This is a genomic window from Amycolatopsis sp. PSD-21 (genome assembly GCF_055561455.1).
This window is the reverse complement of record NZ_CM145712.1, coordinates 7,492,903-7,506,578: the sequence shown is the minus strand read 5'-3', so window position 1 is coordinate 7,506,578 and position 13,676 is coordinate 7,492,903. Positions and strand designations below refer to the sequence as shown.

14 protein-coding genes are annotated in these 13,676 nt (G+C 68.9%); 9 read left to right on the top strand and 5 right to left on the bottom strand.

Annotation, left to right across the window (positions count from 1 at the left end; all coding sequences use genetic code 11):
• Positions 1–46 precede the first annotated feature (46 nt).
• The gene (locus ACZ1DY_RS35175) at positions 47–703 is read right to left on the bottom strand and encodes a maleylpyruvate isomerase N-terminal domain-containing protein (protein ID WP_465482271.1); all 657 of its coding nucleotides are present in this window, start codon (positions 701–703) and stop codon (positions 47–49) included.
• Between the two features lie 164 nt (positions 704–867).
• A complete protein-coding gene (locus tag ACZ1DY_RS35170; protein ID WP_465482270.1) occupies positions 868–2,730 on the bottom strand; it encodes an AMP-dependent synthetase/ligase in 1,863 nt (620 codons plus the stop codon).
• Between the two features lie 149 nt (positions 2,731–2,879).
• Here ACZ1DY_RS35170 and ACZ1DY_RS35165 point away from each other — a divergent pair, with 149 nt between their 5' ends.
• The 7 genes from ACZ1DY_RS35165 to ACZ1DY_RS35135 all read left to right on the top strand — a co-directional run bounded on the left by ACZ1DY_RS35165 (position 2,880) and on the right by ACZ1DY_RS35135 (position 9,534).
• On the top strand, positions 2,880–3,527 hold the full coding sequence (locus ACZ1DY_RS35165; protein ID WP_465482269.1) for a transcriptional regulator: 648 nt from the start codon (positions 2,880–2,882) through the stop codon (positions 3,525–3,527).
• Positions 3,511–4,689, top strand: a complete 1,179-nt coding sequence (gene kynU / locus ACZ1DY_RS35160; RefSeq protein WP_465482268.1) for a kynureninase — start codon at positions 3,511–3,513, stop codon at positions 4,687–4,689. Before ACZ1DY_RS35165 ends, kynU begins: the two co-directional genes overlap by 17 nt.
• Before the next feature lie 239 nt (positions 4,690–4,928).
• Positions 4,929–5,279 carry a hypothetical protein gene (locus tag ACZ1DY_RS35155; RefSeq protein WP_465482267.1) on the top strand — a complete coding sequence of 117 codons (351 nt, stop codon included), beginning with the start codon at positions 4,929–4,931 and terminating at the stop codon, positions 5,277–5,279.
• A gap of 373 nt (positions 5,280–5,652) precedes the next feature.
• Positions 5,653–8,169 (top strand): sensor histidine kinase, encoded by a 2,517-nt coding sequence (locus ACZ1DY_RS35150; protein WP_465482266.1) that lies wholly within the window; start codon positions 5,653–5,655, stop codon positions 8,167–8,169.
• The gene (locus ACZ1DY_RS35145; RefSeq protein WP_016336740.1) at positions 8,170–8,580 is read left to right on the top strand and encodes a roadblock/LC7 domain-containing protein; all 411 of its coding nucleotides are present in this window, start codon (positions 8,170–8,172) and stop codon (positions 8,578–8,580) included.
• A complete protein-coding gene (locus ACZ1DY_RS35140; protein ID WP_034315285.1) occupies positions 8,577–8,948 on the top strand; it encodes a DUF742 domain-containing protein in 372 nt (123 codons plus the stop codon). Before ACZ1DY_RS35145 ends, ACZ1DY_RS35140 begins: the two co-directional genes overlap by 4 nt.
• Positions 8,929–9,534 carry a GTP-binding protein gene (locus tag ACZ1DY_RS35135; protein ID WP_026466899.1) on the top strand — a complete coding sequence of 202 codons (606 nt, stop codon included), beginning with the start codon at positions 8,929–8,931 and terminating at the stop codon, positions 9,532–9,534. Before ACZ1DY_RS35140 ends, ACZ1DY_RS35135 begins: the two co-directional genes overlap by 20 nt.
• A gap of 62 nt (positions 9,535–9,596) precedes the next feature.
• Here ACZ1DY_RS35135 and ACZ1DY_RS35130 read toward each other — a convergent pair whose 3' ends face one another.
• Both ACZ1DY_RS35130 and ACZ1DY_RS35125 read right to left on the bottom strand, forming a co-directional pair.
• Positions 9,597–10,022 carry a DoxX family protein gene (locus ACZ1DY_RS35130; protein WP_126732745.1) on the bottom strand — a complete coding sequence of 142 codons (426 nt, stop codon included), beginning with the start codon at positions 10,020–10,022 and terminating at the stop codon, positions 9,597–9,599.
• A 187-nt stretch (positions 10,023–10,209) separates the two neighbouring features.
• On the bottom strand, positions 10,210–10,659 hold the full coding sequence (locus ACZ1DY_RS35125; protein ID WP_257484666.1) for a DoxX family protein: 450 nt from the start codon (positions 10,657–10,659) through the stop codon (positions 10,210–10,212).
• Between the two features lie 141 nt (positions 10,660–10,800).
• On the opposite strand from ACZ1DY_RS35125, the gene ACZ1DY_RS35120 reads away from it, so the two are divergent.
• Positions 10,801–11,268: an NUDIX hydrolase gene (locus ACZ1DY_RS35120; RefSeq protein WP_126732747.1), complete on the top strand. Its 468-nt coding sequence runs from the start codon at positions 10,801–10,803 to the stop codon at positions 11,266–11,268.
• Here ACZ1DY_RS35120 and ACZ1DY_RS35115 read toward each other — a convergent pair.
• Positions 11,258–11,902, bottom strand: a complete 645-nt coding sequence (locus tag ACZ1DY_RS35115) for an HAD-IA family hydrolase (protein ID WP_465482265.1) — start codon at positions 11,900–11,902, stop codon at positions 11,258–11,260. The two genes, ACZ1DY_RS35120 and ACZ1DY_RS35115, sit on opposite strands and share 11 nt — an antisense overlap.
• A 148-nt stretch (positions 11,903–12,050) precedes the next feature.
• Here ACZ1DY_RS35115 and ACZ1DY_RS35110 point away from each other — a divergent pair, with 148 nt between their 5' ends.
• Positions 12,051–13,637: a discoidin domain-containing protein gene (locus ACZ1DY_RS35110; protein ID WP_465482264.1), complete on the top strand. Its 1,587-nt coding sequence runs from the start codon at positions 12,051–12,053 to the stop codon at positions 13,635–13,637.
• The last annotated feature ends 39 nt before the right edge of the window (positions 13,638–13,676 follow it).

Sequence of the window (13,676 nt, the reverse complement as noted above, 5' to 3'; positions counted from 1 at the left end):
CGTGATCAGATGGACGCACGCGTGATCAGGCGGACGACACGCGTGATCAGCCCACTACGAACGGAAGTTTCGCGGCCAGGTCGCCGAGTTCGGCCCTCTCGGCGTCCGTCGGCTGACGGCGTCCGGTGCCGACCAGCAGGGCGTCGGTGTCGGAGAACGACGCCGGGAACGTCTCGCCGGTGCGCTGCTCCAGGATCTGCCGGGTCCTGGCGAGGCTGTCGGCGGCGGGGCCGTCGAGGTGCGGGAGATACGCGACCAGGTCGAGGTGGTGCAGCGTCCACTCCAGGACGTACGCGGCGAGGAAGTCGCCCGCGGTCAGGACGATGTCGCGGGTGGCGACCCGCGTCGCCGGGTCGGCGAGGCCGGCGGCCCGGCCCGCGGCGGAACCGACGTCGTCGAGGTGGAACTTGAGCAGCCGCGGCTCCTGGTAGGCGGCGGCGAGCCGCACGATCAGCGCGTCGAGGTCGTCCTCGCCGGTGGGCGGTTTCTCGGCGATCTCCCAGTAGGTGACCGCGTCGCGCGTGGGTTCCGTCTCGGCGGGAGTGGCGAGGGTGATCAGGACGTCCTGGGCGTCGATCACCAGGTGACACACCAGGTCCCGCACCAGCCAGCCGGCGCAGCCGGACGGCTTGGCGAAGTCTTCGTCGGGGGTTTCGGCGACGGCAGCGAGCAACGCCGCCCAAGATCGGGAGAAGAGATCCACGGCGGCAAGTTAGCAGCGGCCCCTCGCCGGTCGCGACTCCTTTCGTCCCGTGCTTGAAGGCGTAACTCACGTGATTGGAGGCGTAACTCACGTGATTGGAGGCGTAACTCGCGTGTTACGCCTCCAGACACGCGAGTTACGCCCCCAATCACGCGTGTTACGGGTCAGGAACCGGCGGCGGGGGCGGGTTCGGGTGTGGCCGCGTACAGGTCCGCGATGGTCGGCGCGTACCGGTCGTTGATGATCCGCCGCTTCAGCTTCAGCGTCGGGGTGACCTCGCCGCTTTCCGGCGTCCACGCCTTGGGGATCACGTGGTACCGCTTGATCTGCTCGATCCTGGCCAGCCGCGCGTTCGCCGCCTCGACGGCCTTTTCGATCTCGGCGCGGACCTCCGCGTTGTCGGCGAGCGATTCGCCTTCCGCGAGCTGGATGCCGTTCGCGGCCGCCCAGCCCGGCGCGATCTCGTCGTCGACGACGATCAGCGCCGTGACGTACGGCCGTTTCTCGCCGATCGCGACGGCCTGCCCGATCAGCGGGTGTTCCTTGAGGAGGCCTTCGATCTTCGTCGGGGCGATGTTCTTGCCGCTCGAAGTGATGATCAGTTCCTTCTTGCGGTCGGTGATCGTGACGAAGCCGCGTTCGTCGATCGTCCCGATGTCGCCGGTGGCCAGCCAGCCGTCGGCGTCGACGTCCGGTTTGATCGTGCCGTCGGCCTGCAGGTAGCCGAGGAACACGATCGCGCCGCGGACGAGGAGCTCGCCGTCCTCGGCGACCTTCACCTCGATGCCTTCCAGCGGGCGGCCGACCGAACCGGCCTTGAACGCCGACGGCGTGTTCGAGGTGACCGCGCCGGTGGTCTCGGACAGTCCCCAGACCTCCTGGATCTCGACGCCGAGCCCGGAGATGAAGTACAGGATCTCCACCGGCAGCGCGGCGGCACCGCTGGAGGCGACCTCGATCTGGTCGAGGCCCAGCATCGCCCGCACCGGCGCGAGCGCGGCCGCGTCGGTCTGCGCGATCTTCTCCGCGAGCTCCGGCGGCACCTCTTTGCCGTCGCTGCGCAGTTTGTAGCCCTGTTGCAGCAGTTCGTTCGCGGCGATCAGGCCGTTCCGCTTCTCCTCCGGCAGCGAGCCGAGCAGGTTCTTGAGGCCGGCCACCATCTTTTCCCACACGCGCGGGACGCCGAAGAAGCTCTTCGGGTGCACCTGGCCGAGCGCGCCGACGACACCGGTCGGGTCGGCGACGGTGTGCACGTGCCCGGCCCACACGATCGGCATGTAGATCGACAGTTCGCGTTCGGCGATATGCGCGAGCGGCAGGTACGCGATGTTCGTGGCGTGCATCGGGGAGTCGTGCAGCTTCTGGACGGCGACGGCCTGGTAGATCGCGTTGCGGTGCGACAGCACGACACCCTTGGGGTCGCCGGTGGTGCCGGACGTGTAGATCATCGACAGCGGGTCGTCCGGGGTGATCGCGGACCACGCCGTCTCGAACGCCCGCGGGTCGGCCGCGTGCGCCTCGGCGCCCGCCGCGCGCAGGTCGGCGAACGACAGGAACCGCTTGTCGTCCTTGGGGACCACCGAGGCGTCCAGCATGACGACGTGCCGCAGGGCGGGCAGATCGTCGAGGACCTGCGACCAGCGGGAGAGTTCTTCGGCACCGGCGAGGACGACGACGCCGGCGGCGCTGTGCCGGGCGACGAACCCGATCTGCTCCGGGCTGAGCGTCGCGTACGCGGTGCAGGGGATCGCGCCGAGATGGGCCGCGGCGAGATCGGCGATCAGGTGGTCCGGACTGCTCGGTGCCATAATCAGCATCCGGTCACGGACGCCGAGGCCCAGCCCGGCGAGTCCCCGGGAAACCTCCGCGATGGCGGTGCGGAATTCGGCCCAGTTCAGGGTCGGTTTGCCTTCGATGTCGAGTGATGTGACCGCCGGCAGGTCACCGAACTCCTGGGCGTTGCGGTGAAGCAGGGCGGGGATGGTCTGGCCTTCGATCTGCTCGGCGACGGTCGGCTGGGTGGTCAACGCTGGCCTCCTCGATGCTGCCTGATCAGGCACACTGTAAGGGCTGTCGGCAGTGCTGGATAGAGAATCGCGGCCACGGTCGTGAGTCGCGAAATGTCCACCTTTTCCGTTTCCACCGCGTCAGTCCCGCACCAGGAGGAGCCCCGACGATGACCCGTTCGGCACGCGAGCTGATCGACGCGGTCCAGGCGGAACTCGCGCCCCGCGACGACGAGAACAGGCTCGTCCCGCTGGTCGAGGCGGGCGAGGCGCCGCGCGAGGTCTTCGCCGCGATCGCCGCGGAGGAGTACCGGATCGTCCGCAGCGACTGGCGCAGTTTCCTCCACCTCGCGGCGCGTTCCCAGGAGCAGCGGGCGCGGGAGTTCTTCGCGGCCTTGGCTTCGGGGGAGGGGCTGGCGCTCGGCAAACTGGCGGCGCTCGCCGAGGAGCAGCCCGGCTTCGAGCCGCGCGCGGGATGCCAGGCGTACCCGGCGTTCGTCGCCTGGCTCGCGCTCAACGGCGAGCCGGCGGACGTCATCGTGGCGATCGTCGCCAACTTCGCCGCCTTCGGCCGGTACTGCGCCGCGATCGCCACCGCGATGCGCGAGCGATACGGCTTCGACGACGAGGCCTGCGCCTTCTTCGACTTCTTCGGCACGCCGTCGCCGGAGCTCGAGGAGCTCGCCGTCCAAGCCGTGCAGGCCGCGCTCGACGCCGGTGATCTGTCCGAAAAGGACGCTCGGACCCACGCGCGGCTGTTCCAGGCGTACGAGCTGGACTTCTGGAACACTCTCGCCGACGATGGTCGCCGTGACTGACCTCGTAGCGGAGGCCGCGGCGCTGGACGCGGCCGATCCCTTGGCGCACAAGCGAAACGAATTCGACCTCGACGCGGGCGTCGCCTATTTCGACGGCAACTCGCTGGGCGCGCCGCCGAAGCACGTGGCCGAACGCGTCGCCGCGGTCGTCCGCGAGCAGTGGGGCGGGCGGCTGATCCGGTCCTGGTCGGAGGGCTGGTGGGAGGCTCCGGTGCGGGTCGGCGAGCGGATCGCGCCGCTGGTGGGAGCCGCGCCGGGGCAGGTCGTCGTGGCGGATTCGACCAGCGTGAACCTGTTCAAGGCGCTGGTCGCCGCGACCCGTCTCCAGCCAGGCCGCGACGAGATCCTCGTCGACGCGGACACCTTCCCGACCGACGGCTACATCGCCGACGAGGCCGCCCGGCTGACCGGGCGCACGGTGCGCCGGGTCGTCGCCGAGGACATGCCCGCCCAGGTGAGCGAGCGGACGGCCGTCGCGCTGATCAACCACGTCGACTACATCACCGGGCGCGCCCACGACATGGCCGGGCTGACCGCGGCACTGCGTCGCGCCGGGGCGTTGGTGCTCTGGGACCTCTGCCACAGCGTCGGCGCCCTGCCCGTCGAACTCGACGCGGCGGGCGTGGACCTCGCCGTCGGCTGCACCTACAAATTCCTCAACGGTGGCCCCGGCGCGCCCGCTTTCCTTTACGTGGCAACGAAGTGGCTGGACAGGTTCGACCAGCCGCTGGCGGGCTGGGCCGGCGACCGCGACCCGTTCGCGATGCGCGGCGCGTACGAGGCGGACGCGGGTATCGCACGGGGCCGCGCGGGCACGCCCGACATCCTGTCGCTCCTGGCGCTGGACGCGGCCCTCGATGTCTGGGACGACGTGGACCGCGGAGCGCTCAGGAAGAAGGGCCTCGCGCTCGGCGACTTCTTCTTCCGGTGCGCGGACGAGCTCCTCGACGGCGCGAGGATCCGGACCCCGCGCGGTGAGGACCGAGGCCACCAGATCTCCGTCGTCGACGACGACGCGGCCAAGACGATGGCGGCCCTGATCGACCGCGGCGTGATCGGCGACTACCGCCCGCCCAATGTCCTGCGATTCGGGCTCGCGCCGCTCTACACCACCTACGGCGAGGTGCTTCGCGCCGTGACGACGCTGCGGGAAGTTCGATGATTTTCGAAGGCCGTCTGACGCGGAGAAAAGGGTGAAACTCATTCGGAAATCCGTGGCAAAGAGGTGATCACCTCGCCCCGGCGGGGGAGGACGCGCGATCTTTCGCGAATCCGCTGTTAATCTCGACCTTCGCTCGCCGCGTGTGTGACGTAGATCCTTCCCCTGTGGCGTAAGGAAAATCCGCGTCGCCCGTCTTACCGGTGAGGCGCGGACCAGGGCGCCGGGAGTGGGAGGGGATCATGTCGTTCACCTATGTCGCCATCGCCGTTTCCGGTGCCGCCTCCGGATTTCTGCTCAACGAATTCGGTGCCCGGTATCCGGTGGAGACCGCTCTCGTCGTGATCCTGATCTGCGGGGTGGCGACCTTGTGCTGGGCGGGCACCCGCCTCCTTCGCGACGCGTCCGGGAGGGTCGACGCGCTCCTCGACGACGAACTCGGCGGGGCCGACGAAGATCATTTCGCCGAATCGACGGCAATTGGCGGCGGGAATTCTCGTTTTCGTGGGGCGAGGGGCGTTACGACGGCGTTGCTCCGCGGTGATGTCGTTCGCAAACCGAACGGTATGTGGAGCTCTGGTCCGAAAGCGTGAGCGACGTCACGGCGAGTAGTTTTCGTCGGCTTTTCGGCTGGCTTGCGGAGCCCGCGAGATGCGACTTGATCGAATCCGAAGAGTGACGATCAAGCCGCTGCCTGCGGTAAACCGCCAGGTGATCTACTGGTGAGTCACTTGGCCGGGGGCCCTGTCCCACGTGGTGGACTTTCCTGGTCCGGCCGCCTCTTGTCAGCAGGTCACGGCCATACGTGACTACCCTTCGCGTCTGGACTTGACTCACCCGTTTGGGTCTCCTAGCGTCTTCGCGGGCGGAGCGGACCACGCTGTGTTGATCCGGCTATCGGATCCCGCGGGTATGAGATCCCCGGCGACCCGACACCAAAAACTGCCGGAAGGAAAACGGACCACGGTGAAGCAGATTTCCCTTCGACGAGGCCGCGGCTCTTCGATTCGTTCGCGCGTTCTGACGATCGCGCTCATTCCGAGCATCGCGCTGATGCTGGTCGGGCTGGCGATCGGCGGGTACCTCATCTTCGACGCGGTCGACGGACGTGACTACGCGCAGCGGATCCGTGACTCGGAAGCCCCCTCCCTTCCCTTCTTCGTCCAGGTGCAGGAAGAGCGGCGCCTGACCCTGCGCGAGCTCGCCGGCGACCGGGCGCAGCACGCCACGCTCGTCGAGCAGCGCGCCAAGACCGACGCCGCCGCACAGGGTGTCGCCGCGCATCTGCAGAAGTTCGTCGGCGACTCGCCGGACAGCGTGCAGCGCAACATCGCCACGCTGAACGGGCTTCTCCAGAAGGCGCCGCAGATCCGGCAGTCGGCCGACTCCGGCCAGCTTCCGCTGCTGGACGCCTTCACTTACTACAACCAGATCCTCGACCAGTTCGTCGAGGGCCTCACCGGGCTGGCCCAGGACGCGCCGAACGCCGAGAACGCCTACCAGCGGATCACCGCGGTCCCGCTGTTCACCGCCATCGACCAGATGCAGCGCGCGAACGCCCTCGCCGCCGCGGCCGTCGCGGGCGGCGGCTTCACCGACGAGACCTACCGCGCCTACGTGACCGAGGTCGGTTCCTACCGTTCGCAGCTGGAGTCGTCGGTCTCGCGGATGATCCCGGACGTCAAGGCGAAGTTCGACCAGCTCGTCGCGAGCGATCCGTGGAAGGCCGTCACCACGGTCGAGAACACCTTCCTGCAGAACAGCAAGGCCACGCTCCCCATCCCCGAGCAGACGTGGCTCCAGGCCGCGCGCGGCGTCAGCGACGCGATGATGCGCGGCTTCGTCGAGCAGAGTGGTACGGCCACGACGCAGGCGGTCGACGAGGCCGACCGGACGCTGATCACGTCGGCCATCGCCGCGGCCATCGCACTGCTGGTGGCGATCGCCGTGTTCGTCATCGCCCTGCGGCTGTCCAACCGGCTCATCGGACGGCTGGCGCGGCTGCGCGAGGACACCCTCGACGTCGCCGAGATCCGGCTGCCCGAACTGGTGGACCGCGTGCGGGCGGGCGAACCCGTCGACCTCGACGACAAGGGTCACTTCCTCGACCACGGCGACGACGAGATCGGCCAGGTCGCCGAGGCCTTCAACAAGGCGCAGCAGACCGCCATCGCGGCCGCCGTCGAAGAGGCCAGGACCCGTGAAGGCACCAAGACGGTGTTCCTCAACATCGCGCACCGCAGCCAGGTCATCGTGCACCGCCAGCTCAAGGTGCTCGACCAGGCCGAGCGCAAGCAGGAGGACCCGGAGCAGCTGGAGACGCTCTTCCAGCTGGACCACCTCTCCACCCGTGCCCGCCGCAACGCGGAGAACCTGATCATCCTCGGTGGCGGGCAGCCCGGCCGTCAGTGGCGCAAGCCGGTGACGCTGGCCGAGCTGACCCGCGGCGCCTCGGCCGAGACCGAGGACTTCGCCAGGGTGAAGACGGCGAAGATGCCCGCGATGGCGGTGCAGGGCCCGGTCGTCGGCGACCTCGTGCACCTGCTCGCCGAGCTGATCGACAACGCGACCTCCTTCTCGCCGCCGCAGTCGCGCGTCGAGCTGCGGGGCAACGTGGTCGGCAAGGGCGTCGTGATCGAGGTCGAGGACCAGGGGCTCGGTATCGAGCCCGAGCAGGCCGCCGAGCTGAACGCGATGTTGGCCGATCCGCCGGACTTCGGCATCATGGCCCTGTCAGCCGAGCCACGGCTGGGCCTGTTCGTGGTCGCGCGCCTCGCCGCACGGCACGGGATCTCCGTGCACCTGCGCGAATCCGCGTACGGCGGCACCAGGGCCATCGTGCTCGTCCGCACCGACCTGCTCGCGCCGGTCCCGTCTGATCAGCCGGAGGACGAGGTGGACCCCGAGAGCACCGAGGTGCCGGAAGCCGCGCCGCTGCTCCCGGGCCGTCGTGCCCGCCACCGCACCGAGCTCCTCGCGGAACGGCCTGAGCTGCCCGTGCCGATGCCCGTCGCGCCGCAGCCCCCGCAGCCCCAGCCGCAGGCGCAGCAGGGTCCGGAGCAGCCCGGTGGCGCGTTGCCGCCGCTGCCCCCGCGCCCGCCGCGGGTACCCCGGCCGGAGACGCCGCGTCCCGAGCCGATCCGCCCCGAGCCCGTGCGTGCCGAGGGACGTCCGCAGCCGGTGCAGCCGCCGGCGTGGCCGCCCGCCGACACCCGGCCGCAGGACGGCCGCCCGCCGCAGACCCGGCGGCCCGGCCCCGAGGCGCCCGGCAGGCCACCGCTGCCGCAGCGCCGCCGCCAGGCGAACCTGGTCCCCCAGCTGATGGAGGACCGGCCCGCCGCCCAGCGCGAGGAGGTCCGCGAGGACACCCCCGAGCTGGCGAGGAACCGGCTCGCCGCGTTCCAGCAGGGCACGCGCCGAGCGCGGGACACCGAACCGACCGACGATTACACCGACCTCGACATGTACGGAGATCGTGACTAGATGGCCAACGCGGGAGTCAGTGAACTCGACTGGTTGCTGGACGACCTGGTCAAGCGTGTCGCCGGTGCCGACAGGGCGGTAGTCCTGTCCTCCGACGGCCTGCTCATCGGACGGTCCGGGAACCTGTCGGAGCAGGACGGCGAGCACCTGTCCGCGGTCGCGTCGGCGTTCCAGAGCCTCGCGCGGGGCACGGGACGGCACTTCGGCGGCGGCAACGTCCGCCAGACCATGGTCGAGATGGACCACGCCTTCCTGTTCGTCACCGCGGCGGGCCGCGGTGCGTGCCTCGCGCTGCTGGCGAAGGAGGACGCGGACATGGGCCTCGTGGCCTACGAGATGAACCTGATGGTCAAGCGGGTCGGCGCGGTGCTCACTTCGGCGCCCCGCGCCGCGACTCCCACGTCGCCATGAGCGGGCGGCACGAGTCGTGGTTCGAGGAGGAGGCCGGGCCGCTGGTCCGGTCGTACGCCGTCACGGGCGGGCGCACCCGCTCGGACACGATCGGCCTCGACCTGATCACCCTGGTGGTCGCCATGCGCTCCTCGCAGGAGGTGGCGGGCTTCGAGCCGGAGTACGGGCGCATCCTCAACCTGTGCCAGAGACCGACCTCCGTCGCGGAGGTCGCCGCGCGCATAGACCTGCCGCTGCCGGTGGTGAAGGTGCTGCTGAGCGACCTCATCGAACAGAACCTCGTGCTGTTCCGCACCGCGACCCCGGTGACCGACACCCCCAACAAACACGTACTCCAGGCGGTTCTTGATGGCATCCGGAAACTCTGAGCCCCGGCGATCCTTGACCGCGAACGCGGTCAAGGTCCTCATCGCCGGCGGGTTCGGGGTCGGTAAGACCACGATGGTCGGTTCGGTCAGCGAGGTTCCCCCGCTGCGCACCGAGGAGGTCATCACCGCGGCGTCCGAGGGCGTCGACGACCTCACCGGTGTGGAGAAGAAGACGACCACCACGGTGGCGCTGGACTTCGGCCGGATCACCATCAACCCCGAGCTGATCCTGTACCTGTTCGGCACGCCGGGACAGGACCGGTTCTGGTTCATGTGGGACGAACTGGCCGAAGGCGCGCTGGGCGCCGTCGTCCTGGCCGACACCCGGCGGCTCGACAGCTGCTTCGCGGCCGTGGACTTCTTCGAGCGCCGCGGGCTGCCGTTCGTCGTCGCCGTCAACTGCTTCGACAACGCCTACCGGTACGGCACCGAGGAGGTCCGGCAGGCGCTCGACGTCGGCATGGACGTTCCGCTGCTGCTGTGCGACGCGCGGGAACGCGAGTCGACGAAGCAGGTGCTGACCGTACTGATGGAGCACGTGCTGGCGCTGTCGGATCTGGCCGCCGGCTTGCCGCAGGGCCGCTGACGTTTCGCGCGTGAAGGCCCCCTTCCCTCGGCTCAGCCGAGGGAAGGGGGCCTTCACGCGCTTCAGGACTTGCGGCGCCGCAGCAGGGTGTCGAGCGCGTAGGTGCCCGGGCCCACCACCGCGAACAGCAGGAAGATCCAGGAGTACAGGGCGGCCGTCTCGCCCTTGTTCTGCAACGGAAGCAGCGCGTCGGGCTGGTGCACGACGAAGTACGCGTACGCCATCGTGCCCGAGAGCAGCACCGCGACCGGGCGGGTGAACAGGCCCACCAGGATCAGCAGCGAGCCGACCGTTTCGATCACCCCGGCGTACCAGCCCGGCCAGGTGCCGAACGGCACGGCGGGCTTGTCGAAGAGGCCCATCTTCTGCAAACCGTGGCAGAGGAAGAGGAACGCGACCACGACGCGGACGGCGGAGAGGGCGAGTCCCTGCCACTTGGGGGCGGTCGGGCCGACCTCGGTGGTCGTGGCGGCGGCTGTCTGGGTCATGACGCATCCTTCCGGCTCAAGGTGGTCTAAACCATTGATGTGATAGAGGATGCCGGATACCCCCATCGGCGGGGAACTTTCTTTCGGGGGGTAATTCCATGGTATGTCCGAATTTAACGACGACGAAACGCGATTAAGGCCCCTTTCCTGGAATGGATCCAGGAAAGGGGCCTTAATCGCGTTTCGGTCAGCGGCGGCGGCGCAGGGTGTCGATGGCGAAAGTGCCAGGGCCGATCGCGGCGATCAGCAGGAAGATCCAGCAGTAGAGGGTCGACAGCTCGCCCATGTTCTGCAGCGGCAGCAGGCCTTCCGGGGCGTGCACGGTGAAGTAGGCGTACGCCATCACGCCGGACAGGAGTACCGCGACCGGGCGGGTGAACAGGCCGACCAGCACGAACGCGGCGCCGACGAGCTCGATCACGCTGCCGTACCAGCCGGGCCAGGAGCCGAGCTCGACCGAGCCGCCCGCGCCGTCGACGCCACCGAAGAATCCGAATCCCTGCAAACCGTGGCAGAGGAAGAGGAACGAGACGACGATCCGGACGGCGGACTGGATCGCGCCCTGCGCCTTGGCGGCACGCGGGGTGGCGGCGGTCGTGGTGGCGGTGGTCTTGGCGGGGGCGGTGGTCTGCGTCATGGTTCCGGTCCTTCCGGGAGTGTCTGTCGGGCGGCTTCTGACAACGCGTCGGACGGGCACGACGCGATTCGACAGCCGGGCGGAAACTTTTTTCGCGGGCCGGTCACATCACCCGGTCGGAGTAAGGCCAGACTGGACGGCATGGCGGGTAAGACGAGTGCCGGGATCCTGCTCTTCCGCAGGTCGGGCGAGGTGACCGAGGTGCTGCTCGGGCATATGGGCGGGCCGTTCTGGGCGAAGAAGGACGCGGGCGGCTGGTCGGTGCCCAAGGGTGAGTACGAGCCGGACGAGGCGCCGGAGGCCGCGGCGCGGCGCGAGTTCCAGGAGGAACTGGGGTTACCGGCGCCGGAGGGGGAGTACCTCCCGCTCGGCGTCGTGAAGCAGTCCGGCGGCAAGGTCGTGACGGTCTGGGCGGTGGAGGGCGACCTCGACCCGGCTCAGGTGGTACCGGGTACCTTCGAGATGGAGTGGCCGCCGCGCTCGGGCCGGACACAGGAGTTCCCGGAGGTCGACCGGGTCGCCTGGTTCGGGCTGGCCGAAGCGGAGGAGAAGCTACTCAAAGGGCAGCGCCCGTTCCTCGTCCGGCTGGGTGAACTGCTCAACGGCTGAGTAACTCGCCGAGTGGTTTGTCGGCCAGCGAGCCGAGTACGAGGTCGGCGTGGTCGAAGTTCAGCACCGCGGTGATCGCGTTCGGCACGGCGACGCATTCGAGCCCGGCGGCCTTCGCCGCGGTGACGCCGTGCGGTGAGTCCTCGAACGCGATCGCCTCGGACGCGGGCAGGTCAAGCGCGGCGAGCGCGGCCAGGTAGAGGTCCGGGCTCGGCTTCGCCTCGTGGAGGTCTCCGGTGAGGACGGCCTCGAACGCGTCCGCGAGGCCCAGCCGCCGCAGATGCGTGGTGACCCAGTCGCCGGTCGAACTGGACGCGATGGCCAGCCGCAGGCCGCGCTCCTTGGCGTCTTCGAGGTACTCCTCGACGCCGGGCCGCGGCCCCACCGATTCCAGCAGCTCGGTGACCCTGGCGCGGACGCCGGTGCGGACGGCGACCCGGTCCAGGTTCTCGTCGTTCTCCTCCAGGAGCTCGAACATCGCGGCGGCCGTGTTCTGCGTGCCGATCACGGTGTGCCAGACGTCGAGGGGGAGTTCGCCGCCGCGAGCGCGGAAGGTCTCCTGCCAGGCCACGAGGACGGCCGCCTCGGTGTCGACCAGCGTCCCGTCGAAATCGAAGATCAATGCGCCGGTCATGGGACGAGTCTACGTCTTGACTCACTGAGTGGTACGGATTACCGTACGCATTCGTTAGGAAACTTACCAAACGAACACGTGTACTCGAAGTGAACGCCGCGCACCCGTCCCTCTCAGCCCGCCGCCACGGATTCCCGGGGAGATCGATGTGAAGGCCCGAACCCGACTACTGCCACTAGGCGCGGCCGCCATCCTGTTGCCGACGCTGCTCAGCGGAAACGCCCAAGCCGCTGATGTCCTTCTGTCCCAAGGTAAAGCCGTCCTGGTCTCCTCGGTGGAGTCCTCCTCCTACGGCGGCCCGCTCGCCGTGGACGGCAAGAGCACCACCCGCTGGGCGAGCACGGAAGGCGTCGACCCGCAGTTCATCCGCATCGACCTCGGCGGCCCCTCGGCCATCAACCGGGTCAAGCTGAACTGGGAAGCGGCCTACGCCACCGCGTACCGGCTGGAAGTCTCCAACGACGGCTCGGCGTGGACCCCGATCAAGTCCGTCACCAACGGCAACGGCGGGACCGACGACCTCACCGGGCTGGCCGCGCGCGGCCGGTACCTGCGCCTCGTCGGCACCAAACGTGCCACCAGCTACGGCTACTCCCTTTGGGAGATGCAGGTTTACGGGACGTCGGACTCCTCCGGCGACACGCAGGCGCCCACCGCGCCGTCGAACCTCAAGGCGGGTTCGGTCACTTCGTCCACTGTGGACCTGACGTGGACCGGCTCGACGGACAACGTCGGCGTCAGCGGCTACGAGGTGCTGCGCAACGGCCAGGTCGTCGGCACTTCGGAAAGCGCTTCCTACACCGACAGCGGGCTGAGCGCGTCGACCGCGTACACCTACACCGTCCGTGCGAAGGACGCCGCCGGCAACACCTCGGCGGCCAGCAACCAGATCCAGGCGACCACGCAGGCGGGCGGTTCTTCGTTCGTCCTCGCCGCCTCAGGTGACATCGCCGAACAGTGCACCGCTTCGTCGTCTTCGTGCATCCACCCGAAGACGGCCGCGCTGGTCGGCCAGATGACCCCGGCCGCGGTCATCACCATGGGCGACAACCAGTACGACGACGCCCATATCGAGGACTTCACGAAGTACTTCGACAAGACCTGGGGCAAGTACAAGAACATCATGCACCCGGTCCCCGGCAACCACGAGACCTACGACCACACCCCGCTGGGCGCCTACAAGCAGTACTTCGGCAAGATCGCGACGCCGAACGGGAAGACCTACTACAGCTGGGAAATGGGCAACTGGCACTTCGTCGCCATCGACAGCACGGAGTTCTCGCCCGGCCTCGCCGCGAACGCGATCAGCGACGAGCAGCTGAACTGGATCAAGCAGGACCTGAAGAACAACACCAAGCCCTGCGTCGCCGCGTACTACCACCACCCGCGCTACACCTCGGGTGACCACGGCGACAACAGCAAGATGGCCACGCTCTGGGAGACCCTGGTCCAGAACAAGGTCGACCTGGTGCTCAACGGGCACGACCACCACTACGAGCGGTTCCACCCGCAGAACGCCGACGGCGACAAGGACCCGGCGGGTCCGGTGCAGATCATCGGCGGCGGTGGCGGGGCGAGCCTGTACCCGGTCAAGACCGAGCACCCGGCCACGGCGAAGGCGATCTCGACCTACGGCGTGCTCAAGCTGAACATGTCGGACAACGCCTTCTCGACCCAGCTGATCGGGCTCGACGGCAAGACGATCGACTCCTCTCCCACCTACACCTGCCACTGATCCCCGTGAGGAGGTGCCGTGGCCCGGCACCTCCTCACG

What these genes read in the sequence shown, in the direction of transcription:
- ACZ1DY_RS35125 (WP_257484666.1), bottom strand. Translation starts at nt 10,659, where the DNA reads ATGACGCAGACCACCGCCCCCGCCAAGACCACCGCCACCACGACCGCC.
- ACZ1DY_RS35130 (WP_126732745.1), bottom strand. Translation starts at nt 10,022, where the DNA reads ATGACCCAGACAGCCGCCGCCACGACCACCGAGGTCGGCCCGACCGCC.
- ACZ1DY_RS35165 (WP_465482269.1), top strand. Translation starts at nt 2,880, where the DNA reads ATGACCCGTTCGGCACGCGAGCTGATCGACGCGGTCCAGGCGGAACTC.
- ACZ1DY_RS35155 (WP_465482267.1), top strand. Translation starts at nt 4,929, where the DNA reads ATGTCGTTCACCTATGTCGCCATCGCCGTTTCCGGTGCCGCCTCCGGA.
- ACZ1DY_RS35120 (WP_126732747.1), top strand. Translation starts at nt 10,801, where the DNA reads ATGGCGGGTAAGACGAGTGCCGGGATCCTGCTCTTCCGCAGGTCGGGC.
- ACZ1DY_RS35140 (WP_034315285.1), top strand. Translation starts at nt 8,577, where the DNA reads ATGAGCGGGCGGCACGAGTCGTGGTTCGAGGAGGAGGCCGGGCCGCTG.
- kynU (WP_465482268.1), top strand. Translation starts at nt 3,511, where the DNA reads ATGGTCGCCGTGACTGACCTCGTAGCGGAGGCCGCGGCGCTGGACGCG.
- ACZ1DY_RS35115 (WP_465482265.1), bottom strand. Translation starts at nt 11,902, where the DNA reads ATGACCGGCGCATTGATCTTCGATTTCGACGGGACGCTGGTCGACACC.
- ACZ1DY_RS35145 (WP_016336740.1), top strand. Translation starts at nt 8,170, where the DNA reads ATGGCCAACGCGGGAGTCAGTGAACTCGACTGGTTGCTGGACGACCTG.
- ACZ1DY_RS35135 (WP_026466899.1), top strand. Translation starts at nt 8,929, where the DNA reads ATGGCATCCGGAAACTCTGAGCCCCGGCGATCCTTGACCGCGAACGCG.